Here is a 26,319-nt window from a genome sequence, read left to right as displayed (position 1 = left end):
GAAATATAATTACCAATAATCAACTTTATACTAGAAAAAAGGCGTCCCATAGTGGGACGCCGTATACATAAGAGAGAAGGGGGGAGACTTGTAATACCGGGGAAATTTATATTATTTCACTTATCTCACACCTACAGCGTCAAAAGACTTCATAGCAGAGGTTACGGCTATTGAATTTTCACCATAACTATCTTTGGCCGCTTGGATCACAGCGGCACGCGCGGTGGAGAAGTTAGACGTGGAAGTCAGATAATTGGTGAAGGCATTATAATAAATATATACGGCTGCATCACGTCCAATTCCATCTACCTTGACACCATGGAAAGTGCCTCCTTGTGCCAGAGAGGTTGTCGAACGAGAAGATTGATTTTACAAAATACCCCAAAATGAATCTTTAGTCCCTGATTTACTGTTTATTTGTCTTATCTAGTCGAAAATGATCGGGAGAGACTCAATGAACAAGAAAAGGGCGCCCCTTTGAGGGGACGCCATAAATAAGGGGGAAGGGGCGCAGACTTGTACACTGCACCCCTATTTTTTCGTCCATTATGAGCAGCCTAAGTGACAGTTGCACAACGGCGAAGGTCTATGGACGGGATATGAGGATTATAGCGTATATGATTTAGTTTACGCCTACAGCGTCAAAAGATTTGGCAGCTGCAGTTGCTTGTGCCGAGTTTGCACCGTACAGATCATTTGCTGCTTGGATCACAGCAGCGCGTGCGTTGGAGAAATCGGAAGAAGAAGTCAGGTAGTTCGTAAAGGCACTATAGTAAATTTGGACCGCTGCATCGCGGCCAATTCCATTTACAGCTACACCATGGAAAGTACCACCTTGTGCCAACAGATAGTAGGCTTTATTGATAATGCCGCTGTTCGTATGAACGCCACCGTTATCGGAGCTGCCTCTATACAAGTCGGAATAGTGATCTGGTTGATCATACAGCGTAGGATTAGACATAGAGCGCAGAGCATCGCCTGCAATGTTTGGCGTATAAATATCATCGCCTACAAGCCAGTTTTTACGCTGAATGTCATTGCCGATGACGTCCGAGAAAGCCTCATTCAATGCACCGGACTCTCCGTAATATTCCAAATTCGAAGTATACTCTGTGACACCATGAGTAAGTTCATGACCTACCACATCGGGGTCCCCACTGAATGCGATAAATGTGCTACCGTCCCCATCTCCATAAGTCATTTGGGAGCCATTCCAGAAGGCATTGTTGTAGCGGCTACCGTAATGGACTGTCGAACGGAGTTGCAGCCCGCGTCCGTCAATGCTGTTGCGTCCAAATTTGGACTTATAGTAATCATATGTTTTGGCAGCATACGCATGGGCGTCCACGCCGGCTGGATCATTCCATACATTATCGGCATCGGTCAGAAGGGTACCTGGGATGCTTTGACGGTTGGAGGCCGTGTAGGTCACAATACCATTACCGCGTGTTGTATCTTTTAACTGGTAGCTACTACCGGAAGCCGTCGTGGTGAATGATTTGCTATCACCAAGCACACCTTTACCTGTGCCTGTCGCTTCATTAATGATGTCATACTGGAATACGATGCTGCCATCATTGGCATCAATAATGTAGCGAGTACGCAGTGGAGCAGGTTCTAAAACATTGACTTCTGTTACATAAACCAGCTGCAGGTCATCCCCTTTAGGATAGAAGTAAAGATCAGCTTTGGGATCTACTTCTGGCTGCAGATTAGCGATTTTAGCAATGGAACTTTTTTCTGTCTCCACCGCCTCAATTTTACTATCTTTCAGGGCAGATGCTTTATCAAGACTCATCTCTTCCTTATCAGTATATAGCGTTTTTCCGTTGTTAGCTACTTCGGCGTAAGTGTCTTTGCTTACACTGCTTTGTTCCTCAACATCTTTAGAAATCGTATCGTCGGAAGTAGGGAGGGCTTCAATCCGTGCAGCTGCTTCTTTATATGCAGTGTAGACTGCTTCAGAAGCGCTGATTTTTGGAGTTGTACCTTGCGTAGCTTCAGCTTGCTGATCCTCAGTAACCACCGCTCCTAAGTAAGAGGTGACCTCACCAGATTTGCCCACATGAATAGTCTGTTCAGCTCCATATACGGGAATCCCGTTTACATACTGTTTCAGCCGATAATGGCTCACACCGGACTTGTCGCTTGTGTGATCAACGATTCGGAATTGTTCACGTACACTAGAGTTGTCCGCACCCAGTAACGATTTCTTTTGCCGATTCAAATAGCTCCATACAATGTCGTCCCCGGATACCGAGGAAGGGGCTTTCCATTGCTCGGCGTGAAAGGTTGGTGTAAGCTGAGTTGGCCCCGAAACGGAACTCTCCGCTGATGCACCAGACGCGACCGACCCTAATAACATAGCTCCTCCAAGAAGCGAAACCCATACTTTTTTCATTAAAAATTCACTCTCCTCGATTATTGTCAGGATGAATCATCCTGTCTTGAATAAGGCATTGCGCCATTTATGTAGGTCGTGTTGTCGTCTGGAATAGAAGAAAATGGAACATGAAGAGAAATACCGAAGTGTTATTCATGAAGCGTACGTGAAAAGAGGGTACTGCAATATGAAGCATGTAGCTTAAAAAGGTGACAAACTCCTCCCTTCCTGTCGTATAAAAAGAAAATAGAATAATGGTGGATAATGGAAAAATATTGACTTATGCAAAAATAACAAATGTTGATTTTTTGAACTCCCATCATCTGGCTCTGATATTAGCACAGAGAATGACGGACGAGAAGATCTATGTCACAAATTTATCCAAAATGATTCTTTAGACCCTAATAACTCATTTATTTAATAGGATTAATAAGTTATGTAAAATAAAGTCGAAAATTGCTGTGTCGAAAAGACTCCACGATTGCCGTTACACACGGCTTTTGGACCGCATAGGTTATGTTGAACTGTCCTAATCATGCTGTCCATCTATACAGCAGGAAGGGAGGTGAGACGGGAGCATGAAGAAGCAGGGAAGAGCTGGATACAAGATCAAACGGAGGCGGCATTCCGGCGCTTACTATCATTCTAAGATGTGGCTGCCGTTACGAATGCCGAACATGCATAAGAATCCGGTAGCCCCTGCCATGAGGGAGGTACTAGACACGGAGAGAGGGGCACAGATCGGCGAAGAGCGACCATCTGAACCGTCATCAGTGGGAAAGTTTTTCGTATCTGTCATTATTCCGGCCATGAATGAGCAAAAAACAATCGGAGCTGTAATTCGCGAAGCGCGCCGTGTCCATCCACATACAGAGGTTATCGTCGTTGAGAACGGATCACACGATAGAACGGCGAAGGTGGCAGCAGCGGCGGGAGCTCGTGTGCTTTCCTTTCCGGAACCGCTCGGACATGATGTTGGCCGTCGTATTGGAGCGGAGGCGGCATCCGGACAGATCCTGCTTTTCCTGGATGGGGATATCGTCATTCCCTGCGTTAGACTCCGACCGTTTATACACGCCATATGTGCAGGGGCGGATGTGGTGCTGAATGATTACCATGGACCTGTGAATCGTACGCCCGTACACCCTGTAGTGGAGGCAAAGCATGTATTGAATATCTTGTCGAATCGTGCTGATTTAGGGGGAGCATCTATGACTGGCATTCCACACGCCATAAGTCAAAAGGCTCTGAAGAAAATAGGTCTAAAGCCCTTGGAGAAGCCTCCTTTATTTCAAGCTATGTCCATCGCCTCCGAGTTACGAGTGGTGACTGTATATGGAATAGCTGTCGGAAAAATAAATGCGACACGTAAAAAACAGAACGGCAAGGACCCGCTGGCAGATGTAATTGTTCAGGATCATCTGGATGCCATTGCCTGGCTTACATCGCGTCTGGGAACGCGTGCGGGATATACGGATTTGGAGCGCAAACGGATCAGAAACGAGGTGAAACTGTGAATAGACAGTATCGCAGAGGGAAGCGTGAAGAACCGAGTTGGGGCATGAGACGTGTTCAGCGAAAACGAGGAACGACGACTTCAATGCATAGCCGTAGGATGAGAAAGCCCACACCTCGGGCGAAAGGAATGACCGAAGTGACTCCGCCTGTGGAACGCGAAGTTCCGGGGGATATTGTGTTACAGGGAACGGCAGCGGCCGTAGTCAGCGCCTGTAATGAAGAGTCAACGATTGACCGGGTACTGGGCGAGCTGGAAAAACTTCCACTTACGGATATCATTGTCGTATTGAACGGCTGCACGGACGGCACGCGCTCCACCGTAGCCAAACATCATCCTAGTGTGACTCTTGTCAACGTGCCGGATCGACTGGGGCATGATGTTGGCCGGGCGGTAGGCGCGCGTATGACGCAGGCTGATATTGTGCTGTTCGTGGACGGAGATTTGCCGATTCCAGCATCTGATTTGCTGCCTTTTCTCCACGCGGTGGATCAGGGAACGGATGTTGCGCTTAATGATCTGGGCAGACATTTGCCGCCCTATGCCCAGCAGGACAGCGTGACACGGTGCAAAGCATTCCTGAATCGCGTACTGCGCAGGCCGGATTTAGGAGCAAGCTCATTGACCGCCGTACCGCATGCATTATCTCGGCGTTTACTGGATCAGCTTGGCTCAGCCGTGCTTGCCGTACCGCCAAAAGCCCACGCCATGGCAATTCTGCATGGCATGATCGTGGCGGCAGTACATGCTGTCGACGTCATTAAAACAAACCGTAAGCGGACCTTCAATGTTGGCAAAGGGAACGCTATGGAACAGTTGATCGTCGGTGATCATGCAGAGGCACTGACGGCGGTGTTTCAGGTAGCCGGGTATTCCCCGCTCGGGCCTGTTCCAACACGGGTAGACGTTGCCAAAGGGAGGAATGCACAATGAGTCTGACGAGCATCATTATTCCGACTTATAACGGCCTACATCTGTTAAAGCCGTGTATTGAGGCAATTCGGACACATACGATAGATGTACCGTATGAAATCATTGTTGTGGACAACGCTTCGAATGACGGAACGGATGATTTTTGTGCATCCGAGCGGCTGATCAGCATACGTCTTCCTGAAAACAGGGGCTTTCCAGCAGCATGTAATATGGGGCTCCGGCTGGCTTCGGGTGATCAGTTCGTTATTTTAAACAATGATGTGACGGTTACGCGGGGATGGCTATTGATTATGTTGGCTGCATTGCAGAGCGAAAGCATGGTGGGATTGGTGGGACCGGTGACGAATTACGTCAGCGGTATTCAGCAGATACACGGATTGGAAGGAGATTTGGCCAGTTGTCTGAGATATGCGGAGCAGAATAATGCAAGTAATCCCTCCAGATGGCAGGAGGTCAAGCGGTTGGTCGGGTTTTGTTTGCTGTTCCGGCGCGATCTGATGGAACGGATCGGGTTGCTGGATGAACGGTTCAGCCCCGGACATTATGAGGATGACGATTATTGTCTGCGCGCACGCGTGCATGGCTACAAGCTGCTCATGTGCAACGACTGTTTTGTCTATCACGAGGGGAATGCGAGCTTCTCACGCTCGGAGACTTCCTGGATTGAAGAGCTGATCGAGCGGAACTATCGTTTGTTTATAGAGAAATGGAGCATAGATCCCAGAATGTTCATCGAAACTGGAAACACTGGGGTTGCATGCACTGAACATGCTGTCGAAGGAGGAAGGAAGATATGAAAGGGGTTATTCTCGCAGGAGGAACCGGATCGCGCCTTCATCCGTTGACTACATTACTCAACAAGCATCTGCTTCCGGTCGGCAAGTATCCCATGATCGTATATGGTATCGAGAGGCTACGACAGGCTGGAATCACCGATATGCTTATTATTATTGGTAAACAATCGGCCGGGCTGTATACCGATTTTTTGGGCAGTGGCAGTGATTATGGTGTCCAACTGACATACCGGATTCAAGAAAAGGCGGGCGGCATTGCGGAAGCACTCGAACTGGCAAGAAGCTATATGCAATCAGAAGAGAAATTCACTGTTTTGTTAGGTGATAATTTGTTCAAGGAAGACTTGGGACCTGTGATCGAACGGTTTAAGCAACAGCCCCCAGGGAGCGCCAGAGTGTTGTTGAAAAAGGTGGCAGATGCTCGTCGTTACGGGGTACCCGTATTTGATCCTGAGCGCCCGGAGAGCATTACGCGGATTGAAGAAAAGCCGCAGCATCCCCAATCCAAATATTGTGTTACGGGTATCTATATGTACGATACTGCCGTGTTCGATAAGATCCGGCAAATTACACCTTCGGCACGCGGTGAGCTTGAGATCACGGATGTTAACAACTGTTATGCCGCTGAAGGCAAGTTGGAATATGATATTTTACGGCGCTATTGGAGCGACGCAGGAACCTTCGATTCCCTTCAGGAAGCTGGAGTGAAAATGAAAGGACTTCTACCCTGATCTCAACGAAACACCATCCGGCCGGGCCAGGCATATAGTATAGGCATAATGCCACCCGGAGGAGTGAACGGCATGAAACGTCTGAGTATGCAAAGGAAACACAGCAAGCGGCTCGGAAAGAAAGGCTATTGGTCAGGATATAAAAGGGGCCAGGAGCAGGGCAACAAGTTGGGCCAGGCTTCGTTCGGCAAGGTTTTTGAAGGTGTCAGTATTATCATTCCGTCCTGCAATCAGCTTCAGCAGCTCCGCGCATGCATTCACCGTATTGAGGAGAATACGAGCCATCCTCACGAAATTATTGTGGTGGACTGCGGATCGACGGACGGGACATCCACCTATTTGCTACGTAAAAGCATTGCTGTGCGTTATGCGCTGTTAAAAAAGGATGTTCAAATGATAGGTAGCCTGAATCAGGGGCTGATGATGGCAAAAGGTACAACTATTGCGGTATTGGATCAAAACTGCATGGTGACCCCCGGCTGGTTGGATCGGTTATTAGGGTGTTTATACAGCGATCCGCGTATTGGTGTTGTCGGGCCTGTAACGAATGGTCCATTCAAAGAACAGCAGATTGAGGTTCCTTATATGAACGAAAATGGAGCTCGTCATTTTGCCATGACCTTCAATATTCCCAATCCGGATGCATGGCGAGAGACCGAAAGCTTAGCCGGATTTTGTTTATTGCTGCGCAGAGAGACATTGGAAAAAACGGGCTACTGGGACGAAGGCTGCCACAGTACTGAGGAAGCCCATGCAGATTGGCTATTGCGTGTGCGTTTGTTGGGGATACGTATGGCAATTGCCGGAGATGCTTTTATCCATTATGAAGAAAGAGATCGGGATACGGTGTATGGTTTTCCTCAAACGACCGAAAAAAGCGGTTCAATGGAGGAAAGCAGCCGGAACCGATCCTTTTTTGTACAAAAGTGGGGAGACGCGGATAAGCTGTTCCGCAATCTGGAATTCAGTACAGCGGAGACGGACGGCCAGATATCAACAGGTAAGGAAACACACGTATCAGCGGCAAGCTTTTATCCCATCGGAGCGGTTGTTCAGGGACCGTCCGGTGCAGTATTTCGGTTAGAACCGGGAAGAAGGCGGTATCTGCATGGAGTCAGTGCTGCGGGAGGTGAAAATGTGTGCCCTGTTAGAGTGTCTCAGCTGGATTTGTTGGTGCTTCCCTTGGTAGGGAAGCCGGAGGCTACAGTTTCCGGCAGCATTGATGCACCTGCAGCTGAGCTGCCAGAGGAACCCATTCCTGTACTGGTGGCTCCCGATCTGGAGAACATGTCCATGCTGCCCACACTGAATATACCGGCTCAACGCAAGCGATGGATCGAGGTATTGTATGCTGAGGGCGGGCAACTGTATCAAATCGGTAACGGCTGGAAAAGGCCGTTCCTTACTCTGTACGCTGCGATGAGCTGGCGGGCAGAGGACTACCGAATTCAGTTTTTGTCTCCCGGAGATTTGTCGGCTTTGGTGGAGAAGCAGCCTATTATTGCTCCACCGGTGCTGCACGGGCATCTGTAATGATCTGAATAGGCGCTTTTAGGCGGAACCGACTACTCGCTGCGGCATACGCTGTAGTAGCGGAAAGCCCGTAGGTAATTCGTGCGTTCCGCACGGCGGAGCACATAAAGGAGGGGCTTATGCATAACGAGTTAGATGATTTGCTGATCCACATTTCGCACTCGCAGCAACAGATGTCAAGGTTGTTGGATGCGGAACGGCAGGTGGTTGTGCGCATGGCGCAGATCATACATGAACTGCCAGATGAGGAGCCGCGTTTTGATGGAATTCCGGGCATTCTCGACAGCTCGGGACAAGTAAACAAAAGCATTGTGGCCTATCTGAACGGTATTGCCGATCTTCAGGAAGCAATGGCTGAAATGCTCGTTCGTGTCGTGAAAGAGACGGCATACCCGGAAGAGGAGTAACGTACCAACCGAGGGCAGGGAGTGAACACATGAGTAGGGAACAAGCAATGATTCACATGCTGGACGCAGCCTCCAAAATGCAGCGGAATGTGTCTATGATCCTGGAGGCCAAGGCGGTCGAAGCAGAAAAAGTGCGTAATTGGGCGTTGAACCATCTGGCACCCCACGCATTTGACACCGATGAAGAGCAGTTGGGACGGCCTTTGGAAATTCACGAGCAGATGGTGGAAATGCTGGAGGGATTAACGCGGCTTCAGACTGGACTTTGCAGCAATCTCAAAGCATTGCTGGATCAGGATGAGCAGCAGGGTGGCGGCATGGAAGGGATGATGGGGGGAATGGGCTCGGGGGATATGAACTAATGAGCATGAGGCGTGAACGTGAGATCAAGCTGGATATGATGGAGTCTATTGCTGCCAGCCAGCACGCCGTTGCTCGGATGCTGACCAGTCTTGCGGACTTGACGCCCCATGCGGATATGTCGGCTACCCGTCTGGAAGAAACCATTCGTATACTCAGCAACTACCAGGGAGAAATCACGCAAATGTTGGCGGGTATTCCATTAAGACGGCAGGTATATGGAAAACCGACTAAGCCGTGGCTCCATGTGCCTGTTCAGAAAAATGAAACCACCACGAGAAAGCAAAGGAGGAATGAAAATGAGTACAAGGTGGGAACGCGCCACTCGGGACAAAGCCCGCAAAAGACGTAAAGATGCCCGGCGTTCCAGCATTCGCAGATTAAAACGAAGAAGAAGACGTCTCCTTGCTCTAAGACGCCGTAAAAGGGGACTTTATTCTGCACGTAGAAGACATCCTCATTTGCGGCGACGGAAAAAACCTCAAGCTAACCCGGTGGCAGCCCCTTCTGCGGAGAATCCACAGCCCGGGACTGTTGCATTGGAGCATGATCCGCAGGCATTTCAGCAGGGATATGATGCAGCTTACAACGAGGGTTTCAATTCAGGTTTTGCCAAAGGTTATGAAGATGGACACCAGCTCGCTTACAAAGCTCAGTAAACTGGGCAAATCATTCTATTACTGTTCACCCCCGAAGCTAACAGCTTTGGGGTTATTTGCGGTTCGGCAGTTGGACGGGCAAACGCCAATTTTGTCCGGGCAGTGGCAGTCGTCCATGATGCGTTTGACCCCTCCGCATATAGTTTAGGAGTGACAGAAGTTTATCCTACAACAGGACAGGGTGAAGGATGTGAAAGATCAACAAAGCGGAAATGAACGCGAAGCGTACCGATGCGGCTATCGGGAAGGACGCAGAATGGGCGGTTGCACGGCTGCTCTGTCACAGGTCGTGGCAATACAGCCTGCTGTTCGTCATTTGAAAGTGTTGTATATTCCGCAAGGTTTCGCAGCTATAGACACAGGTGTGCAAGAGGCATTAGGCCAAATATGCAGCTCATGCGCCATCGGTACACCTGCTACGATGCTAGCTGACGCCGAGGCTCAACGTCCAGACCTTGTGCTGGTCATGAACGGGCTGCATGTTTTTCCGGCGGATCATCTGGAGCAGGTGCAGCAAATACGAGCCCTAGGCATTCGGACGGCCATATGGTTTGTAGATGATCCTTACTTTACGGAGGATACGGCGTTGATCTGTCAATCCTACGATGTCGTATTTACGCACGAAATTTCTTGCCTGCCGTTTTATCGCGATCAGGGAGTAACGAGGGTTCACTATTTGCCGCTGGCTGCGTCAGCTCGTATCTTTTATCCCCGAAGGGTAGAGCGGGAGCATCAGCATGATATTTGCTTCATTGGAAATGCCTTCTGGAACCGTGTGAAGCTGTTCGACCATCTTGCTCCCTTCTTGGCGGACAAAAGAGTGCTGATCGTAGGTGGGCACTGGGATCGGCTGACCCGGCGGGATGTGCTGGAACGCTTTATCCGTCCGGGTTTTATGGAGCCGGAAGAGACCGCTCAATATTATAACGGCTCCAAAATTGTCATCAATATGCACCGCCCGACAGACCCCGGACTGGATAATCGGAATACACACCAGCTTTCAGCGGAGTCCATCAATCCTCGGACATACGAAATTTCTGCTTGCGGCACGCTTCAAATGACGGATGTTCGGAAGGATTTGAGCCGTTATTACCGACCAGGCTATGACATTGAAACCTTCTCTGGAGCAGAGGAACTGAAAGTGAAGCTGGACTACTATCTCAAGCATGACTGGGAACGCGAACGCATGGCCTGGCGCGCATTGTACACGACTATGCAAAAGCATATGTACTCCAATCGCATGGAAGAACTGCTGGACAAGGCGATGGCCTAAAGTAAACACCATAAACAGTGAGGAGTGAAAGTGATGACGATATCTACGACAGGACCGTATGACCCGGCTGTTCACCAGACGGCGGCAGCCTCCTGGGAAAGGGGGAGAATTGCGGGAGTGCATGACGGATACGACGAAGGATATCTGCGCGGACGTGCTAACGCAATTGTTGCACGGATGAAAGCAGTTTTCCCTTTTCGACAAATCCATGTATTGTATGTCGTCTCAGGCAAAGGCCTTCCGTATTCTCCGCTTGATGAGGCGGTCATTACCACGTTGCAAAGCATGACGGCTCAGGTTACCGTAACAGACCCACGTCAGCCGGTAGGAGATATTGCCGCTCAGCTCCGTCCGAATCTGATGCTGGCACTGGATGGAATGGATCTTCCGTTGGAGCAAGTTACTGCGGTACGCCAGTTGGGCATCCCCACCGCCATCTGGCTAACGGACGATCCATATTACACCGACACGACGACCAAAATTGTTACGAATTATGATTATGTGTTCACGTTAGAAATGAACTGCATGGAGCTGTACCGTCAGTTGGGTTGCACGTCTGTGCACTATTTGCCCTTTGGAGCATTTCTGACTCACTATTTCCCACTCAGCTCGCCCGCTTCGGTACGACGTGAGATTGGGTTTACAGGCTCAGCCTACTGGAACCGCATCTATTTCTTTAATCCGATTATGCCGCAGCTCATGGCTCGTAACATTAAAATCAACGGAATTTGGTGGGATCGTCTCCCGGATTATCAGTCGTATGGTGACAAAATTGAGCTGGGTCGCTGGATGTCTCCGGTCGAAACCAATGATTCGTATAACGGCAGCAAAATCGTAATTAATCTTCATCGTTCCCATCAGGATGATTCGGTGAACAACAACTCACTGAAAATTCCGGGGGCTTCGCCCAATCCGCGCACATTTGAAATTTCTGCCAGTGGCACGTTGCAACTGACAGATACAAGAGATGATCTGGCTCGTTTTTATAAGCCGGGGGAAGAGATAGAGACCTACAGCTCTCAGCAGGAATTGCTGGAGAAGGTTGAGTTTTATTTGACGCATGAAAAAGAGCGCCATGAAATTGCCCTACGTGCTCTGGAACGAACCTTGCGGGAGCATACGTATGGTCACCGGATTGACCAACTGTTGTCGGTCATATTTCCATAAGGTGATTCACACGTCCGATGGTTGCTATTTTAAAGGAGGTGAACTCCGATCAAGCCGAAAATGATGCTATTCAGCCATGTTAGCAACGTCCGCAGTATTACGGGGGCAGAGAAGCTGCTATTGCAATTTTGTCTAGACATGAGTACGTACTTCGATTGTATTCTCGTAACGCCTGGTGAAGGGCGGCTGACCTCAATGGCCCGCAAGCGCGGAATTACCGTTCTGACACAGAACCTGTTCATGCTGCATGGCATGTATACCCCATATGAGGGATTGGCGCAGGATGCGGAGAATTTGCGGACCCATGTGGCGTATGCACCGTTGTTCCAGATGCTTCGGCATGCTCGACCTGATGTGGTGCTGGTCAATACCTGTGTGAACGTCATGCCTGCAATGGCTGCCCAAGAGCTTAATATTCCGGTGATCTGGAAAATAACCGAGGTCATTAACCAGAATGCGTATACGCCAGTTTCTGTTTCTATCATTGAGCGCTATAGCCAATGGGTCATCGGCATTTCGCAAGCTGTAATGCGTCCTTTGCATGGTGGGGGACTGACACGTCCGCATACGGTGTTGTCTCCCTGCCGGGATATGGATATGCCGTCTCCCAAAGAGCATGTGCTGGAACGGAAAAGGAAACGTGAAAAACTGGGGCTGCGGGATTTCCATATTTGTATTGGTTATATTTCTTCCTTTATTTACGAAGCCAAAGGGCTGTTGCCTTTTGTCCAAATGGCTCTAAAGCTGTGCGAAACCAATTCACGGTGTCGTTTCTGGATCATCGGCAGCTCGGTGGACTCGGAATATTACGTAAAATGTGTCTCTTTAATCCGCCAATCTCGTTATAGCCGCCGCTTCCAGTTCAATTCATTCGAGGAATCCGTATCAACGGCCTATAGCGCAATGGATATTGTTGTAATCCCAAGTATGGTGGAGGAAGGCTTTGGCCTGACCGCCCTGGAAGGGCTGGTCTACGGTAAGCCCGTGGTAGCCTTTGCGCAGGGGGGACTTGTGGAGTTGATGGAGGCGACCGGAAATACAGATTTTTTGGTAGAGCCGGGCAACAGCGACATGCTGGCGCAAAAAGTGGGCTATCTGCTCGATCATCCCGAAGAAGTGGAACGGATTGGTGTGCGTAACAACAGTGCGGCTACACGTGTATACGGACCTGATTCCTACCGAGGTAGTTTACACCTCATGGTCAGTCAATGGGTATGTCATCATCCGCATTGGTTCCCGTTGATTCAGCAGCCGGGTGGACCTGTATGGACGAGGGAAGGCGAAGGGTTGCGTCAGGTCACCGCTATACCGGAGGGATATACCAGCACGATTCGAGAATTTCCCGAATCGGTGGTGTGTCAACTGCCTGTGCTGGGCCTGCCGCCAATCGAATATGCAGCTATTCAAGGCTTGCCACAACCAGTATCCCCTTTATCTGACTCACCACCCGAATTGCCCCGCGGCAAGCGTAGTATTCGGGCGAGATGGCCAAAGGGCCGCAAGCGTACCCGACTGCGGAATCGCAGGTATAAGAGAAGCGGCGGCAAGAGTCGCCTCAAGAAAATTCACGGGTCCCCGTTGTCGAAGGGACTTTATCCGAAAACCAAGTCCAGACAGAAACTCAAGCGGAAATTCAAGCACCGGTCACGGCGACACAATACGCACAAGCAGAAGCGAGTTACGCTCAAGGCTGGACAGCATACAAAACAACGGTCCGGGTGAACCTACGCCGGACCGTTGAGATGAACGTTAAGCTGGAGCACAGCCAGTCTGCTGGATGGCTATCCTTCATTGAACGCCACAATTCAATGAAACAACGACAGCAAAGGTGGGTTCCAAAACCATGAAAATATTGACCGTGCTTGGCACAAGACCGGAGATTATACGGCTCAGCCTGATCATTCCGAAGCTGGACCGCCATGCAGATGAACATGTGCTTGTGCATACGGGCCAAAATTACACCGAAAGCCTGAGCGGGCAGTTCTTTCGCGAGCTGGGACTGCGTGCCCCGGATTATGTACTTCAGGAGAAAGCGGGGACACTGGGCAAACAGTTGTCCGCCATGTACTCGCAGATGGAGGATATTTTAAACAAGGAACGCCCCGATCATGTGCTATTGCTCGGTGATACGAACAGCGCTTTATGTGCCTTACTTGCGGAACGTATGGGTTATCCGGTCGTGCATATGGAGGCGGGGAACCGCTGTTATGATCTGGATGTGCCGGAGGAGAAGAACCGGCGTGTCATTGATGCGATATCTACCATTAATATGCCTTATACGGAGCAAAGCAAGCAGCACCTACTACGCGAAGGCTTCCCAAGCCAACGAATTATACTGACTGGAAATCCGATCTACGAAGTGATGCAGCACTATAAGAAAGAGATATCGAGCAGTGGAATTTTGAAAAAGTTGGGACTGTCGCCGGGAGAATATTTCCTGGTCACTGCCCACAGAGCTGAAAATGTGGACCATCCACCGCATTTGCTGGCTATTTTAGATGGTCTTAACCGGGTAGCCCAGCAGTTCGGACAGCGGGTCATTTGCAGTATTCATCCCCGCACTGCCGCCCGAATCGCAAGCCATCCGCCGATCCAGCTTGATCCGCTAGTGGAATTTCACGAACCGTTCGGTTTTTTTGACTTCGTTCTGCTGGAGCGGCATGCCCGCTGCGCTTTGACGGACAGTGGTACCGTACAGGAAGAATGCTGTGTCATGGGGGTGCCGACGGTTACGATGCGCCGGACGACTGAACGGCCGGAAACGGTAGATTGCGGCAGCAATATCGTGTCTGGTCTTGATGGCGAGGTTATAGCAAACGCGGTAGCCATAATGACCGGGATGACCCATAAGTGGCAATGTCCCGCGGGCTATCTGGCGGAAGATGTGTCGGATAAGGTAGTTAAATTTCTGCTTGGAGGGAAACGGCATGTTTGAAAACCAACGTATCTTGGTTACCGGCGGTACCGGCTCCTGGGGGCATGAGCTGGTTACCCAGTTACTGCCGCGTAACCCCAAAGAGGTTATTATCTTTTCACGCGGAGAATCCAGTCAGGTTGCAATGAACAGGCAGTTTGAGGATGAACGGCTCAGCTTCTGTATTGGAGATATTCGGGATAAGGATGCGCTGACCACCGCTTGTCAAGGAGTGGACTATGTATTTCATTTGGCAGCGCTCAAACACGTTCCCGTCTGTGAAGATCAGCCCTACGAGGCACTCAAAACCAATGTCGTAGGCACCCAAAACGTGATCGAGGCCGCTGTTGCCAATCAGGTAAAGAAAGTCATTTATATATCGACTGACAAGGCAGCGAATCCGTCCAATTTTTACGGCATGACGAAGGCGATTGGAGAAAAACTGATTGTTTACGCCAATCTGCTGAATAGCGATACACGTTTCGTGACGGTGCGCGGCGGTAATGTTTTGGGCACCAACGGAAGCGTGGTGCATCTGTTCCAAAGCCAGATTCGTCAAAAGGGCAAGGTTTCGATCACAGATATGAACATGACCCGCTTCTTCCTGACCTTGCGTGATGCGATCAGTCTCCTGTTCAAAGCTTCGGTGGAAAGTGTCGGCGGGGAAATTTTTATCATGACCATGCCAACCTGCCGTATTGTGGACTTGGCTGAGGTGCTCATTGAGGATTCAGGTGTGGAAAACGTAGAAATTGTAGAAAAAGGTGTGCGTCCCGGCGAGAAAATTCATGAGATTTTGATGAGTGACTTTGAAAGTCTGACGACGGTAGTCTATGACGAGCAATATTTGGTCATTCTCCCAACGCTGAATATTCCTCAATTAAAGGACCGCTATAATCAGTGCCCTCCCGTGTCATTCAGCAGCTTTAGTTCGGAGTTTAATTTGATGTCAAAAGAGGAGATTCGCAGCATTCTCCAAAGCGGGGGGTTCATCAAATGAAGCTGCTTATTTTGGGTGGTAACGGCATGGCGGGCCATGTTCTGGTTAAGTATTTCCAAAACCAGAGCGGGTATAACGTGTTCTACACCACCCGTGATCCCGAAAATAAAGGCGGTCTGCTGCTGGATGTAAAGGACAGCTTTATGGTGGAGCAACTGGTACGGAGTGTACGGCCAGACGTTATGATTAACGCGGTAGGCGTACTGAATCAGCATGCCGGAGAGGATCAGATTGCAGCATACCAAATCAATGGCTTGCTGCCACATCTTCTCCGGCGGATAGCGGACAGTATTGGTGCCCGATTGATTCATATCAGCACGGATTGCGTATTCGAAGGAAATCGGGTACCTGGTTTATATAAGGAGACGGATCAACCCGATGGGACAAGTGCCTATGCTTTGACGAAAATACTCGGAGAAGTAAAGGCCGCAGGGCATCTGACTATCCGTACCTCCATTATCGGGCCGGAAATTCGGCCGGGAGGCATTGGTCTGCTGCACTGGTTCTTGCAGCAGAGCGGAGACGTTAACGGGTATCGCCGAGTCTTTTGGAACGGGGTTACGACGTTGGAATTAGCGAAGGCGATACAGGTGCAGATGAATGAGCCGCTGGACGGACTTATTCATCTGGTTCACCCTGAACCGATCAGCAAGCATGATTTGCTGCTGCTGTTCAAAGACATCTGGAAAAGGGAGGATATTCGGATCGTGCCGAAAGATGAGCCGGTGCAGGACCGGACGCTTCGTTCTACCCGGGCCGATCTGCTCTACGATGTTCCTCACTACAGCATCATGCTGAAGGAGCTGCTGGAATGGACGGAAGCACAGCGGAACAACGTCGGCCTGTCATAGTCATTACCGGAGCAGCGGGCTATACCGGGATGCATGCCTGCCGCCATTTTGCAAAGCTCGGTTGGGAGGTAGCGGCGCTGACTCGCACTGCCGCTTCCGTCCCAGAACTGATCTTACTGGCTCACGATGATGAAAATAACAGCCCAGAGGCGGAGACCCGTAGCTGTATTACGCCTTATGTGTGTGACTTGCTCGACAAGAATCGTCTAGGCGAAGTCATTAGACAGATTGCTCCGGATTACGTGCTTCACCTAGGTGGTAAAAATTCCGTCCCTGAATCTTGGCAAAGCCCCCTGCTATACATGGAATCCAATGTACTGTCCACTCTGTATCTGCTCGATGTACTGCGACCTTTCCCCAAAGCCAGAATTGTCGTGGCGGGTTCTCGGCTAAAGACGGCTTTGCAAGCACCGTATCATCCAACGCATCCATACAGCCTTAGCAAAAGCCTTCAAGAGGCAGTCGCGCTCTCGTGGGGCGCGCTGTTCGAACAATCCGTCATGCTGGCAGAGCCTTGCAACTTGATCGGTCCGGGTCCATCTACCGGATTTTGTGCATTACTCGCGGGGTATATCGTTCAGACGGAACGTCTGGAGGGGCAGTCCGTAACTGAAACTGCCCCGTTCCGGGTATCTTCCCGACATGCGCAACGTGATTTCCTCGACGTTCGTGATGCCGTTCGCGCATACGGGGTGCTATTGGAACAGGGTGTGCCAGGCCGAGTTTACTCGGTCTGCACAGGCCGCATTGTGGAACTGGGCAATATCGTAGAACGTATGGTTGGGCTGGCCAAAACATCTATTCCCATACAATGGGGGGATGTGGCAGAGTCAGCACCCACCGAGGCATACCGTGCGAAAGAGCTGGAGGACATGGGCTGGAAGCCTACCATACAGCTGGGGCAATCGCTGGAGGATATGATTCAATACCGCCGAGCTGGAAAGGAAGGAACGATATGAGACCGAAAGTAACGATCGTCATTCCCTTTTATAACTGTGCATATGTGTATCAGGCTTTGCAAAGTGCATTAGAGCAAACTTATGGACCCCTCGAGATTATTGTCGTCGATGACGGGTCCACGGAACATGTTGATATGCTTCAGCCCTATCGTCCATATATACATTATTTAGGAAAATCCAACGGTGGAACAGCCAGCGCCCTGAATCATGGTATCCGACATGCCAGCGGGGAATATATTGCGTGGCTCAGCTCCGACGATACCTATCATAGGGACAAAATTAATAATCAGGTTTCTTTTATGGTGGAAAACGGTGCGTACATCTCCCATACCAATTTCAATTTCATCAATCAATACAGCCAAGTCACAAGCTACCAGGCAGCCGCCGTGTTTCCGTCTATGACGGAGTTTTACCGTTTTTTTCAGCAAGGAAATCCGGTCAATGGATGCACGGTTATGTTTAAAAAGGAGCTGTTTGCACATATCGGTTTGTTTGATGAACTGCTACCGTACACACATGATCTGGATATGTGGTACCGAGTGATGCTGGCGGGATATCCATTTCCTTTTCTGAACGAGTCCTTGGTTAACTACCGCTGGCATGATGAAATGGGAACCAAAAAACATTGGCCCGCTGTGGAGCGGGAGTACAACATAACCCAAGCACGTTATCGAGATCGCTTCAGTCAGGTGTTGAGTGGTTTATCCTCATGAAGCCGAAAGTCTGTCAGGGGGGATTGATATGGTAGATACGGGGATTGTTATGCCACTGTACAAACAGGATATCGGCTATCTGCAAGCCGCGATCTCATCCGTACTAGCCCAGAGCTACAGGGCATTTCGCTTCATCATTGTTATTGACGGAGCGCCGGAAATGGTGGGACCAGCGCTCCACGCAGCAATGGGAGACCCGCGCGTTCAGTTGGTTACACTCCCTCAGAACAAAGGAGTATCCCACGCCCTTAACTGGGGATTCGATGAGTTGTTTAAAGATCCAGCGATCAAGTATGTGACCTGGGTATCCAGCGACAATGTTTATAATTCTTCCTTTATTGAACGATTGCGGCAGGAGCTGGAGCAGGGGCCGGACTCACTCGGTCTTGTGTTCTCTACCTTCCGCCAGGTTGACGCATATGGGAACCCGTTGTATGACGAGCAGCATCAACAAGCTTTGATCCGGTACCAAAGCCAGCCGCATCATGAATTGCTGAATGCCAGCATTGTCGGGGTTTCATTTATGTACAAAAGCAAATATGCCCGCCAGATTGGCGGCTATCGGCTGCAACCAGTTGAGGATTATGATTACTGGCTGCGGCTAACCGAGACGTGCAGCATGAAATTCATCCCGGAGATCCTGATGGATTACCGGGTGAATTCCACATTCAGTGTATCGGCTGGTTTGCACAGCCAGAAGGAGCACCGACGCTGGCGGCGCGCATTCCAAATCGCCAAGCATGAGGCGAGAGCACGTCGGGGCATCCCACTTGAAATGACGGTTTTAATGCCTGTCACGGATATGGCTCAAGCTGAATCATTGCTGGATAATCTGCTGGAGCAGCACTACAGCAATTGCGTGGTACGGTTGCTGGATTTAACGCCAGAACAGGGAGCCAGCGTTTTCCTGTCGATGATGCTCGATCCTCGGTTAATCGTAACGCAACGGCAGCATTATTCGGTTCAGGAAGCACTGGTTCAGGCTATTGGTGAAACCACGACCCGCTTTGTTGTATGCTTCGGTGTCAAACCTTATATTGCCGTGACGGATCTACTGTATCTCACGGATTTGTTGCGCCCATTACAGGATACACATGCCTTTTCCTACTACACAGATGACCACTCAACCATCGGCAGCGGCCGAGGGGTTCAGTCTGTACCACCGGAATGGAATTACGTGTATTACACCCACAGATTGCATCAAGCACTGGAACAGGGTAGCTTTTAAATAACAGGAGACAGCGCCGGGATTGTGGTCAGCTCTGACTGAAGAACACGGTGTTCCTGTACAACATTACCAAACTGATCCAGTCCAAAGTTGGAGAGCACAACATTCGCTGGAGCAGCGGAGGCCACGTTGTATTGTACCTCATAGGCAAGAACCCCTTGTATAAAGAAGGTACGGCGGGCAATGGAGTTTGCAGGTAAGTTAACCGATGTCACATATAGTGGTGTCTTGGTATCCGGTACAAGCGAGAAAAAAATTTGGATGGTCACGGTTGCCGCATTCACTGTATCCTCGTTGACCAAATTTACAACGACATTGGAGCAGGCAGTACCAAAGTCTCTAGTGTTGGTCATATATCCGGTTGTAAAAGCCAATCGAATCATCCTCTCAAAAAACAGAATATTGGAAAACCCCTGAAGGGATGCTTCTATACTATGAATCTATTGAAAAGAAAGCTTGTATGGTTGTCTGTAGGCTGTCCTGAAAAAAGTACATTTTAATAGAAATAGCATGTCCATTTATATAATGAAGGGAATGCTCGCGATGCCTTTGAATTTTCAGGTGACACCCAGCGGGTTGCCCAAATTTGAGCCCAGTGTCGCCGTTAATTTGTTGAATCCGAATATTGTTGTGGCTGTCGCTGTTGACTTTAGCAGCGGACCCCCGCTGATTGGACTGTATCGTTCCTTGGACGCCGGGGCGAACTGGACTGATACTTTACTGCCAATTCCACCGGGATATACAGGAGCCGAGGCAGGAATGGTAGCCTATCTATTCCCGAATATTTTCATCATATCCGCACATGTGTTTCCGGGAAATGAGAACGGGGCTGTCGTGATCTATCGCTCTACGGACGATGGAGCCACCTTTGATCCTCCAGTGGTCATTAACCCGGGCTATGGAGACTACATTAATAATGACTGGACCAATATTACGACGGATAACGCCGGGGCAAGTCCCTATCTTGGGCATGTCTATGTCACGTATAACCGTCAATATAATGTGGATTTTAATGCTCGTTCTGCGGCGTTCTACCAGCGTTCCACCGATGGAGGACTAACTTGGGATCGACCGTTATTGCTTTCGAATATCCAATCTTCTACAGAACGACCTGAACCTGCGGTCGACAAATTTGGCAGTGTGTATGTCAGTTGGATTCGTACGGGGCCACAAACACCGGCTTTTTTTATTCGAAGATCCTTTGATGGAGGGGCAACTTTCAGTGGGGATATTCTCGTATCCAATATAACGCTGGTGCCCAATCCTTTGCCCGTCCCCGGATATGACTTTCGAATATTGAACTTCCCCAGCTTGGTTGCAGACTGCTCGGGTGTGCCTTCCACAACAAATACGCTATATGCCGTTTGGCAGGATTTTGGTCAGGGATACAGCAATATTTTGTTGTCCAAATCAAGCGATTTCGGCGGTACCTGGAGTGCTCCGATCATCGTGACGGACAGCCCGCCAGGCTCGCAAAATTTCTTTCCTGCGATTTCGGTGTCGCCTAAGACGGGACTGGTCGTTGTCGTGTACTATACCAATCGCTTGGACGGCTTTAATCTGGATGTGTTTGCCGCCCAATCGTTAGATGGAGGCAACACCTTTACGAACAGTCGTCTCACCACGACCTCCTTTAACCCGAATGTCGGGGGCGGTGGCGAAGAATCAGAACTGATCGGCGACTATATTGATGTCGCCATTGTACCGCCGAATAGTTACATTTCCGTCTGGACGGATACGCGCACAGGCAGTTTGACAATTTTTGCTGGTGTACCGGGAGGTGGGGACTGATGCCGAACGTACAGCTTACGCCGAACGGAAGGCTGGCGCAGGAGCCGAGTGTAGCTTTCAACCTGCTCGACGGTACCATTGTGTCTGCGGCTATCGATTTTACGACGGGGCCGCCGTTGACGGCGGTATACCGTTCAGGTAACGGCGGTGTCTCCTTTACACAGCAGATTTTACCGCTACCAGCCGGCTATGTAGGGGCGGAATCCCATAGCGTCAGCTACGGTTTTCCCAAGTTGTTTGTCATAGCCTGTCACGTATTTACCGCAGACGGTTTGAGCGGTACTATCGCTACCTATGTATCCAGAGACAACGGTAATACATTTGATCCGCCCGTGATTGCCCAGCGGGGGTATGGGACATTTGTCAATAATGTTGAGGTCGGCGTGAAATTTGATACTTCTCAGGTCAGCTCCTATACCGGAAACATCTATTTATGTTATACGCATCAATACAATCCTGACTTTTTTGGCGGATCCGTCATGTTTTTCCAGCGTTCGCAGGATGGAGGGATCACGTGGGATACACCCGTGGTGCTCACCGCTGGCTCTAATCAGATTACGCGTGGGGAAATCACCGTGAGCATTACAGGGGTGATTTATGTCGGGTACATTGTGACGAATCCGGTTAACCAATATCAGGTCATTGTATCCTTCAATGGGGGGACAGCATTCAGTTCTTCGCTGCCTGTGTCTTCTGTTGTCCCGGTTCCGAGTCCGTTGCCCGTGGCCGGTTTTGGCTTCAATGTGCTGCCGATGGCCAACATTGCGGTAGATCGCTCTACTAGCCCGAATCAGGGAACACTTTATGCGGTCTGGCAGGATAATCGGGCAGGGTATGCGGATGTACTGCTCGCCCGGTCGGTGGATGGTGGATTAAGCTGGACTGCACCGCAATCGGTGACAGGAGCCAGTGCCGGAGCACAGCATTTTTTCCCGGCTATTGATGTTTCGCCTGTGACCGGCGTGATTAAGATCGTATATTATACCAATCAAATAACGACCTCTTTATTAGACGTATTTGTGGCCGAATCAACGAACGGAGGGAATACATTTACGAACCTCAGAATAACAGACAGCTCCTTTAATCCTAACGGGATTAGTCCGGTTCCAGTCGTTACAATCGGTAATTTTATTGATGTAACGATCGTGCCGAATAATGGATTTTTTGCGGTTTGGACAGATGCGTTATCGGGTTTCCAGCAAATTTACGGAAGTAACGGAATGTAGCTCAGCGTACGAGACAGAGGAGGTGAGGCTGTTTTGAAAATTTTGTTGGCTACGTACTGGCCGATTCCTCATTTGGGTGGCGTATGGCCCTTTATGCTGCAAATTAAACGGAGACTGGAGCTACTGGGTCACACGGTAGACTTGATGGGGAACGGACCGGATACACCTAAATACCATATTGTTTTTGAAGATAGGGAGCTACTGAAGGATCAACTGCTGCCCCTGTTGCATACGAAGCTGAATGAATCGGCTGTCCCTGTATTACATCTGGATTCATGGGTGCAGACGGTGGAAAAGGATCGATACTGTATGGAACTGGCAGCGGCGTATTTCGGGGTTGAGCAGTATGATGTTATTCACACGCAAGATGTTATTGCGACGCGTGCTCTGAGTCGGGTCAAACGTAAGGACAGTGCGTTGGTAGCGAATATTCATGGCTCGCTGGCTCGTGAAGTCATGATGGCTCTGGAGCGGGATCATGAGGAGGGTTACCGTGAGACGCTGATGTGGAAATATTATTGGGCGCTGGAGCACTATGGCGCTCTATCCGCGGATATTACCATTACGTCTACAGAATGGATGAAACAGACGCTCGTGCGTGAGTTCGAAGTGCCTGAGCAGCAGATTGCTACTTTCCAATACGGATTGGATACCGAGCACTTCTGGGAAGTCCACGCCCGGGGAACGGACGTCGTACGACCTGAGGGGAAAAAAGTTATAATTTGTCCTTCACGGCTAGTCTATATCAAAGGGCTGCATTATTTAATAAGCGCTCTTGGCCTACTGAAAGCAAGTCGTACGGATTGGGTTTGCTGGATTGTCGGGGAGGGAGATAAAAGGGAAGAGCTTCAAACACAGGCGAAGGAGCTAGGGCTGGAGGAAGATGTGGTTTTTTTGGGGCATCGTGAAGATGTACCTGCTCTTTTACAACTGGCGGATCTTTTTGTTCATCCGAGCATACAGGACAATCAGCCGTTTTCGGTCATGGAGGCGCAGATTTTGGGGCTTCCGGCAGTGGTATCGGATGCGGGTGGACTGCCGGAAATGGTCAAGCATGAACACACCGGACTGGTCTCCCCGGTTGGCGATGTGGAGGCACTGGCAGCTCATTTGCAGCATTTGCTGGCTCAGGATGAAGTGCGGATAGCTATGGGAAAACGTGCCAAAGCATGGGGGACCGCGCATTGGTCTCTGGATGTTATGATTGAGCGGCTCGTGAATATTTATGGGCAAGCGCTGAATCAAGTACGTTGAATACGTTGATTCTATAGTTAGGAGGGAGAGCATGACTTTTCCTGTCGTTGGAGACTTGTACAACCGTATTTTTGAAATCCAGCAGTCGCACCCAGATCTGAAGGTCGATTACGCAATATGGAACCGAATTAACACCTCATTGCCGGAAGATTATAAGTTGCCAGACGCTGACATTTTGGAACGTCTGAGACAATCCGCACCATGAGGGGACAGACCATATAAAAAGGCAGGTCGGGCTTAAAACTCCCACCTGCCTTTAGTTTATTTCAGCTCTTTGTCATCTAGTTTTCGTCAATCTTCATAAACGGAGCCTCGAATTATGAGCGGTCCCGTAACAACAGCACGGCGGTCAGCTGATTGTACGGTCAAGCAGTATACATAAGGCTCTGCCTGTTTTCCCGTTTCCTCATAGCTTAACTCGGCAAATCCCTCCTGATAACAGGAATCCTGCAACCATTCCAGCATAGGTCCCCGCTCATCATTGCGACGCAATCGAATGTCTAGCTCCCCGATATCCCAGTTGAGCAGCGGATTTTCCCATGCCAAAGAGACTTCAATGACAATATGTCCTTCAGATTCACTTGCAGGAATGATTAATGTAGCGAGCACGCTCTCCTGCTCAGTGACCTGAAAAGGCAGTGCATATGTGCCTGGCTCAGCTTTATTTTGAACTGAATATTTCAACATACCTTCTTCCTCCTCTGCCCGTTCATTAGGGCGTCACGGTAAAATGACTGGCTGTACGTTTAGCGACAATGTTCCCGTTTTCCAAAAATTCAGCCAGGATAAACAGCGTTTCCGGATTGTAAATACTCGTCACCACTCGCAGGTAAAAAGGATTTTGGGCAGTCTCCATATCCTTGAGTTCTAGCACGGAGCCAGCTTCGGGAGAAGGGCTCAATCGAAGGAGCTGCCGTCGGAAAACACCACTGTCATTTCCCATTTCCAGCAACACATCGACGGCTCTCTTTTCACGATTGAAAAAGGTCACATGGCAGCTTTCTATATGGGCGCTGTGGTAAGCGAGATGGTGATCGACGGTTAAAAGAAACACGGACATATGATGATGCCTCCTTGAATTCCGTTAGGTTACCAGCCTTAATATGATATGAAAAATAACCGAGATTGGACTGGATAGTTGTACGCCTCTTTGACAAAAAGCGCATTGGTGTCCAACCCTTTTCACCGTGCTGTGCATGTAATGTAGAGTGGAACATGCTACGGCCTAAAGTCCCTTTTCGACTACAGAAGAAGGGTCGCTGAGGGAAGGGGCGTATTAAAAAGGAGGCACGGCTATGAGACTCGCACAGCTGGCAGGGGAATATGAAGCGGTCTTCAGTCTGGGACAAAACTGTACACCTGCCATTCAATTGGAAAAGAACCGTTTGCGGCCGTTTGCCGGGGTACTGGATTGGATGATGTCTGACACGCTGTCCGATGTGAACCGCTTGCTAGAAAATCGGTTTGCCGGATTTATGGATTTGCCCAATTTAAGTGTCGTTGGTACGAGCCAACTGAATTATATGGTCAGAGATATCGCTTATAATGTGATCTCGGTGCATGATTTTCCGCAGGAACGCAATACGTCCTCAGATCTGGTGACCTATCCCGAGTTCAGGGAAAAGATAGACCGTCGTATCGAACGTTTTTTTGCAAAAACACAGATGGCGAAGCGCAGCTTGTTCGTCCGTATGCTGGGAACCTATGAAGAAGTAGAGGAACTGGAACGTATCTTGTCAGGTATGGTAGCGAATGAATTTCGTTTGTTGTTGGTGAATTGTTCCGGTGTAACGGAGTTGACGGAGGTGGATTGGCAGCTTCCACATGTATGCGCGGTGGAAATGCCTTTTGCCGATGTATGGAATTACAAAAGTGATCCACACTGGCGTACCCTTTTTAAAGGGATGACCTTGTCCTCGGAAAGGGGAGGGCGTCGTGCTTGAGCGGTTGCAGGGGAATTATGATGCTGTATTCAGTCTGGGGGGACATTGCTTGCCTTCCATTCAGCTGGATAAAAACGGACTGCGTCCCTATGCGGGTCCGCTGGACTGGATGATTTCCGGTAACTTGTCACAGGTCAGTCGCTTGCTGGACGCCCGTTTTGCCGGTTTTATGGATGTTGATAGTCTGCGTGTCACGGGGCACGATTACGGCGAGCATAACTTCATGGTCGAGGATGCAAACTATGAGATTACAGCGGCACACCATTTTCCGGTTAGAGAGAATACATCGGAGCAGCTGACTTCCTATCCTGCATTCAAAACGACGCTTGATCGCCGCATCGCACGTCTACTGGATCAATTCACGCTTGCGTCCCGTCTGCTACTGGTTCGTGTCGGGGGCAGTCGGGAGCAAGCGGTGGGACTACATGATGTGTTATTGCAGAGGATTACACATGATTTTCGCTTGTTATACGTGGATTATACAGGGAATGATGGTGTGACGGAGCTGGATTGGGGATTGGAGCGGCTGGTTTCAGTGGAGCTGCCGCCTGAGGATATATGGAAGGGTCAAGATGAGATGTGGAGTTATATGCTGGAAAATGTCAGGCTGCATGTCTGAGGTGCTGAGATTCCAGAGACACATATAGATTGTCTTCGGACTGTGCTTGTGCCTGCGCCAAGCTA

At 49.7% G+C, this 26,319-nt stretch carries 28 protein-coding genes and 1 pseudogene; 24 read left to right on the top strand and 5 right to left on the bottom strand.

Annotated features, from left to right (window positions below; all coding sequences use genetic code 11):
• Window positions 1-120 precede the first annotated feature (120 nt).
• Both NLX74_RS15250 and NLX74_RS15245 read right to left on the bottom strand, forming a co-directional pair.
• Window positions 121-342 (bottom strand): annotated as a pseudogene (locus tag NLX74_RS15250) (M4 family metallopeptidase); the annotation flags it as partial.
• 280 nt (window positions 343-622) lie between these two features.
• Window positions 623-2,401, bottom strand: a complete 1,779-nt coding sequence (locus NLX74_RS15245; RefSeq protein ID WP_254329211.1) for a M4 family metallopeptidase — start codon at window positions 2,399-2,401, stop codon at window positions 623-625.
• 560 nt (window positions 2,402-2,961) lie between these two features.
• On the opposite strand from NLX74_RS15245, the gene NLX74_RS15240 reads away from it, so the two are divergent.
• The 18 genes from NLX74_RS15240 to NLX74_RS15155 all read left to right on the top strand — a co-directional run bounded on the left by NLX74_RS15240 (window position 2,962) and on the right by NLX74_RS15155 (window position 19,421).
• Window positions 2,962-3,900, top strand: a complete 939-nt coding sequence (locus NLX74_RS15240; protein WP_254329210.1) for a glycosyltransferase family 2 protein — start codon at window positions 2,962-2,964, stop codon at window positions 3,898-3,900.
• Window positions 3,897-4,832 carry a glycosyltransferase family 2 protein gene (locus NLX74_RS15235; RefSeq protein ID WP_165179110.1) on the top strand — a complete coding sequence of 312 codons (936 nt, stop codon included), beginning with the start codon at window positions 3,897-3,899 and terminating at the stop codon, window positions 4,830-4,832. Before NLX74_RS15240 ends, NLX74_RS15235 begins: the two co-directional genes overlap by 4 nt.
• Window positions 4,829-5,629: a glycosyltransferase family 2 protein gene (locus NLX74_RS15230; RefSeq protein ID WP_254329209.1), complete on the top strand. Its 801-nt coding sequence runs from the start codon at window positions 4,829-4,831 to the stop codon at window positions 5,627-5,629. Before NLX74_RS15235 ends, NLX74_RS15230 begins: the two co-directional genes overlap by 4 nt.
• On the top strand, window positions 5,626-6,357 hold the full coding sequence (locus NLX74_RS15225; protein ID WP_165179112.1) for a sugar phosphate nucleotidyltransferase: 732 nt from the start codon (window positions 5,626-5,628) through the stop codon (window positions 6,355-6,357). The genes NLX74_RS15230 and NLX74_RS15225 overlap by 4 nt, the downstream gene beginning before the upstream one ends.
• A 72-nt stretch (window positions 6,358-6,429) precedes the next feature.
• On the top strand, window positions 6,430-7,890 hold the full coding sequence (locus NLX74_RS15220) for a glycosyltransferase family 2 protein (protein WP_254329208.1): 1,461 nt from the start codon (window positions 6,430-6,432) through the stop codon (window positions 7,888-7,890).
• Window positions 7,891-8,009: 119 nt separating this feature from the next.
• Window positions 8,010-8,297, top strand: coding sequence for a hypothetical protein (locus NLX74_RS15215; protein WP_013311765.1), 288 nt, complete (start codon window positions 8,010-8,012; stop codon window positions 8,295-8,297).
• A 29-nt stretch (window positions 8,298-8,326) separates the two neighbouring features.
• Entirely contained in the window at window positions 8,327-8,659 is a 333-nt protein-coding gene (locus NLX74_RS15210; RefSeq protein ID WP_029518277.1) for an alpha-helical endospore appendage domain-containing protein, read from the top strand.
• On the top strand, window positions 8,659-9,009 hold the full coding sequence (locus NLX74_RS15205; RefSeq protein WP_013311763.1) for a hypothetical protein: 351 nt from the start codon (window positions 8,659-8,661) through the stop codon (window positions 9,007-9,009). The genes NLX74_RS15210 and NLX74_RS15205 overlap by 1 nt, the downstream gene beginning before the upstream one ends.
• Window positions 8,957-9,316: a FliH/SctL family protein gene (locus tag NLX74_RS15200; RefSeq protein ID WP_061830076.1), complete on the top strand. Its 360-nt coding sequence runs from the start codon at window positions 8,957-8,959 to the stop codon at window positions 9,314-9,316. Before NLX74_RS15205 ends, NLX74_RS15200 begins: the two co-directional genes overlap by 53 nt.
• Before the next feature lie 181 nt (window positions 9,317-9,497).
• On the top strand, window positions 9,498-10,589 hold the full coding sequence (locus tag NLX74_RS15195) for a CgeB family protein (protein ID WP_254329207.1): 1,092 nt from the start codon (window positions 9,498-9,500) through the stop codon (window positions 10,587-10,589).
• Window positions 10,590-10,622: 33 nt separating this feature from the next.
• Entirely contained in the window at window positions 10,623-11,756 is a 1,134-nt protein-coding gene (locus NLX74_RS15190; RefSeq protein WP_165179117.1) for a CgeB family protein, read from the top strand.
• A 60-nt stretch (window positions 11,757-11,816) separates the two neighbouring features.
• Window positions 11,817-13,478 (top strand): glycosyltransferase, encoded by a 1,662-nt coding sequence (locus NLX74_RS15185; RefSeq protein WP_254329206.1) that lies wholly within the window; start codon window positions 11,817-11,819, stop codon window positions 13,476-13,478.
• A gap of 121 nt (window positions 13,479-13,599) precedes the next feature.
• The gene (gene wecB, locus NLX74_RS15180) at window positions 13,600-14,691 is read left to right on the top strand and encodes a non-hydrolyzing UDP-N-acetylglucosamine 2-epimerase (protein WP_165179119.1); all 1,092 of its coding nucleotides are present in this window, start codon (window positions 13,600-13,602) and stop codon (window positions 14,689-14,691) included.
• Window positions 14,684-15,670 (top strand): polysaccharide biosynthesis protein, encoded by a 987-nt coding sequence (locus tag NLX74_RS15175; protein WP_103050037.1) that lies wholly within the window; start codon window positions 14,684-14,686, stop codon window positions 15,668-15,670. The genes wecB and NLX74_RS15175 overlap by 8 nt, the downstream gene beginning before the upstream one ends.
• Window positions 15,667-16,521 (top strand): dTDP-4-dehydrorhamnose reductase family protein, encoded by an 855-nt coding sequence (locus tag NLX74_RS15170; RefSeq protein WP_165179120.1) that lies wholly within the window; start codon window positions 15,667-15,669, stop codon window positions 16,519-16,521. The genes NLX74_RS15175 and NLX74_RS15170 overlap by 4 nt, the downstream gene beginning before the upstream one ends.
• Window positions 16,482-17,480, top strand: a complete 999-nt coding sequence (locus NLX74_RS15165; protein ID WP_254329205.1) for an SDR family oxidoreductase — start codon at window positions 16,482-16,484, stop codon at window positions 17,478-17,480. The genes NLX74_RS15170 and NLX74_RS15165 overlap by 40 nt, the downstream gene beginning before the upstream one ends.
• On the top strand, window positions 17,477-18,193 hold the full coding sequence (locus NLX74_RS15160; RefSeq protein ID WP_254329204.1) for a glycosyltransferase: 717 nt from the start codon (window positions 17,477-17,479) through the stop codon (window positions 18,191-18,193). The genes NLX74_RS15165 and NLX74_RS15160 overlap by 4 nt, the downstream gene beginning before the upstream one ends.
• 28 nt (window positions 18,194-18,221) lie before the next feature.
• Window positions 18,222-19,421, top strand: coding sequence for a glycosyltransferase family 2 protein (locus tag NLX74_RS15155; protein ID WP_254329203.1), 1,200 nt, complete (start codon window positions 18,222-18,224; stop codon window positions 19,419-19,421).
• Here NLX74_RS15155 and NLX74_RS15150 read toward each other — a convergent pair.
• Window positions 19,418-19,804, bottom strand: a complete 387-nt coding sequence (locus NLX74_RS15150; RefSeq protein WP_231109445.1) for a hypothetical protein — start codon at window positions 19,802-19,804, stop codon at window positions 19,418-19,420. The genes NLX74_RS15155 and NLX74_RS15150 overlap by 4 nt on opposite strands.
• A gap of 160 nt (window positions 19,805-19,964) precedes the next feature.
• Between NLX74_RS15150 and NLX74_RS15145 the strand changes: the two genes are divergently transcribed.
• The 4 genes from NLX74_RS15145 to NLX74_RS15130 are packed head-to-tail and all read left to right on the top strand — an operon-like array spanning window position 19,965 to window position 23,897.
• Window positions 19,965-21,212 carry a sialidase family protein gene (locus NLX74_RS15145; protein ID WP_254329202.1) on the top strand — a complete coding sequence of 416 codons (1,248 nt, stop codon included), beginning with the start codon at window positions 19,965-19,967 and terminating at the stop codon, window positions 21,210-21,212.
• Window positions 21,212-22,438: a sialidase family protein gene (locus tag NLX74_RS15140; protein ID WP_254329201.1), complete on the top strand. Its 1,227-nt coding sequence runs from the start codon at window positions 21,212-21,214 to the stop codon at window positions 22,436-22,438. Before NLX74_RS15145 ends, NLX74_RS15140 begins: the two co-directional genes overlap by 1 nt.
• A gap of 33 nt (window positions 22,439-22,471) precedes the next feature.
• Window positions 22,472-23,692, top strand: a complete 1,221-nt coding sequence (locus NLX74_RS15135; protein ID WP_069290293.1) for a glycosyltransferase family 4 protein — start codon at window positions 22,472-22,474, stop codon at window positions 23,690-23,692.
• Window positions 23,693-23,723: 31 nt separating this feature from the next.
• The gene (locus NLX74_RS15130; protein WP_180984648.1) at window positions 23,724-23,897 is read left to right on the top strand and encodes a hypothetical protein; all 174 of its coding nucleotides are present in this window, start codon (window positions 23,724-23,726) and stop codon (window positions 23,895-23,897) included.
• Between the two features lie 86 nt (window positions 23,898-23,983).
• Here the strand turns inward: NLX74_RS15130 and NLX74_RS15125 are convergent, their stop codons facing one another.
• Complete coding sequence (locus NLX74_RS15125) at window positions 23,984-24,379, bottom strand: hypothetical protein (RefSeq protein WP_254329200.1); 396 nt, start codon at window positions 24,377-24,379, stop codon at window positions 23,984-23,986.
• A 25-nt stretch (window positions 24,380-24,404) separates the two neighbouring features.
• Window positions 24,405-24,752 (bottom strand): hypothetical protein, encoded by a 348-nt coding sequence (locus NLX74_RS15120; protein WP_165179127.1) that lies wholly within the window; start codon window positions 24,750-24,752, stop codon window positions 24,405-24,407.
• Between the two features lie 235 nt (window positions 24,753-24,987).
• Between NLX74_RS15120 and NLX74_RS15115 the strand changes: the two genes are divergently transcribed.
• Both NLX74_RS15115 and NLX74_RS15110 read left to right on the top strand, forming a co-directional pair.
• Window positions 24,988-25,635 carry a DUF1796 family putative cysteine peptidase gene (locus tag NLX74_RS15115; RefSeq protein WP_254329199.1) on the top strand — a complete coding sequence of 216 codons (648 nt, stop codon included), beginning with the start codon at window positions 24,988-24,990 and terminating at the stop codon, window positions 25,633-25,635.
• Complete coding sequence (locus tag NLX74_RS15110; protein ID WP_254329198.1) at window positions 25,628-26,254, top strand: DUF1796 family putative cysteine peptidase; 627 nt, start codon at window positions 25,628-25,630, stop codon at window positions 26,252-26,254. Before NLX74_RS15115 ends, NLX74_RS15110 begins: the two co-directional genes overlap by 8 nt.
• The last annotated feature ends 65 nt before the right edge of the window (window positions 26,255-26,319 follow it).

The sequence above is a fragment of the Paenibacillus sp. MZ03-122A genome (genome assembly GCF_024213325.1).
Taxonomy (GTDB): Bacteria; Bacillota; Bacilli; order Paenibacillales; family Paenibacillaceae; genus Paenibacillus; species Paenibacillus polymyxa_B.
Note: the sequence above shows the minus strand (reverse complement) of the source record. Positions and strands in the feature narration are given on the sequence as shown.

Bases quoted from the DNA above. Each gene is read 5' to 3' on its own strand.
- NLX74_RS15245 (WP_254329211.1), bottom strand. From the start codon at position 2,401: ATGAAAAAAGTATGGGTTTCGCTTCTTGGAGGAGCTATGTTATTAGGG.
- NLX74_RS15240 (WP_254329210.1), top strand. From the start codon at position 2,962: ATGAAGAAGCAGGGAAGAGCTGGATACAAGATCAAACGGAGGCGGCAT.
- NLX74_RS15230 (WP_254329209.1), top strand. From the start codon at position 4,829: ATGAGTCTGACGAGCATCATTATTCCGACTTATAACGGCCTACATCTG.
- NLX74_RS15225 (WP_165179112.1), top strand. From the start codon at position 5,626: ATGAAAGGGGTTATTCTCGCAGGAGGAACCGGATCGCGCCTTCATCCG.
- NLX74_RS15220 (WP_254329208.1), top strand. From the start codon at position 6,430: ATGAAACGTCTGAGTATGCAAAGGAAACACAGCAAGCGGCTCGGAAAG.
- NLX74_RS15215 (WP_013311765.1), top strand. From the start codon at position 8,010: ATGCATAACGAGTTAGATGATTTGCTGATCCACATTTCGCACTCGCAG.
- NLX74_RS15210 (WP_029518277.1), top strand. From the start codon at position 8,327: ATGAGTAGGGAACAAGCAATGATTCACATGCTGGACGCAGCCTCCAAA.
- NLX74_RS15205 (WP_013311763.1), top strand. From the start codon at position 8,659: ATGAGCATGAGGCGTGAACGTGAGATCAAGCTGGATATGATGGAGTCT.
- NLX74_RS15200 (WP_061830076.1), top strand. From the start codon at position 8,957: ATGAGTACAAGGTGGGAACGCGCCACTCGGGACAAAGCCCGCAAAAGA.
- NLX74_RS15190 (WP_165179117.1), top strand. From the start codon at position 10,623: ATGACGATATCTACGACAGGACCGTATGACCCGGCTGTTCACCAGACG.
- NLX74_RS15185 (WP_254329206.1), top strand. From the start codon at position 11,817: ATGATGCTATTCAGCCATGTTAGCAACGTCCGCAGTATTACGGGGGCA.
- wecB (WP_165179119.1), top strand. From the start codon at position 13,600: ATGAAAATATTGACCGTGCTTGGCACAAGACCGGAGATTATACGGCTC.
- NLX74_RS15175 (WP_103050037.1), top strand. From the start codon at position 14,684: ATGTTTGAAAACCAACGTATCTTGGTTACCGGCGGTACCGGCTCCTGG.
- NLX74_RS15170 (WP_165179120.1), top strand. From the start codon at position 15,667: ATGAAGCTGCTTATTTTGGGTGGTAACGGCATGGCGGGCCATGTTCTG.
- NLX74_RS15165 (WP_254329205.1), top strand. From the start codon at position 16,482: ATGGACGGAAGCACAGCGGAACAACGTCGGCCTGTCATAGTCATTACC.
- NLX74_RS15160 (WP_254329204.1), top strand. From the start codon at position 17,477: ATGAGACCGAAAGTAACGATCGTCATTCCCTTTTATAACTGTGCATAT.
- NLX74_RS15155 (WP_254329203.1), top strand. From the start codon at position 18,222: ATGGTAGATACGGGGATTGTTATGCCACTGTACAAACAGGATATCGGC.
- NLX74_RS15150 (WP_231109445.1), bottom strand. From the start codon at position 19,804: ATGATTCGATTGGCTTTTACAACCGGATATATGACCAACACTAGAGAC.
- NLX74_RS15145 (WP_254329202.1), top strand. From the start codon at position 19,965: ATGCCTTTGAATTTTCAGGTGACACCCAGCGGGTTGCCCAAATTTGAG.
- NLX74_RS15140 (WP_254329201.1), top strand. From the start codon at position 21,212: ATGCCGAACGTACAGCTTACGCCGAACGGAAGGCTGGCGCAGGAGCCG.
- NLX74_RS15130 (WP_180984648.1), top strand. From the start codon at position 23,724: ATGACTTTTCCTGTCGTTGGAGACTTGTACAACCGTATTTTTGAAATC.
- NLX74_RS15125 (WP_254329200.1), bottom strand. From the start codon at position 24,379: ATGTTGAAATATTCAGTTCAAAATAAAGCTGAGCCAGGCACATATGCA.
- NLX74_RS15120 (WP_165179127.1), bottom strand. From the start codon at position 24,752: ATGTCCGTGTTTCTTTTAACCGTCGATCACCATCTCGCTTACCACAGC.
- NLX74_RS15115 (WP_254329199.1), top strand. From the start codon at position 24,988: ATGAGACTCGCACAGCTGGCAGGGGAATATGAAGCGGTCTTCAGTCTG.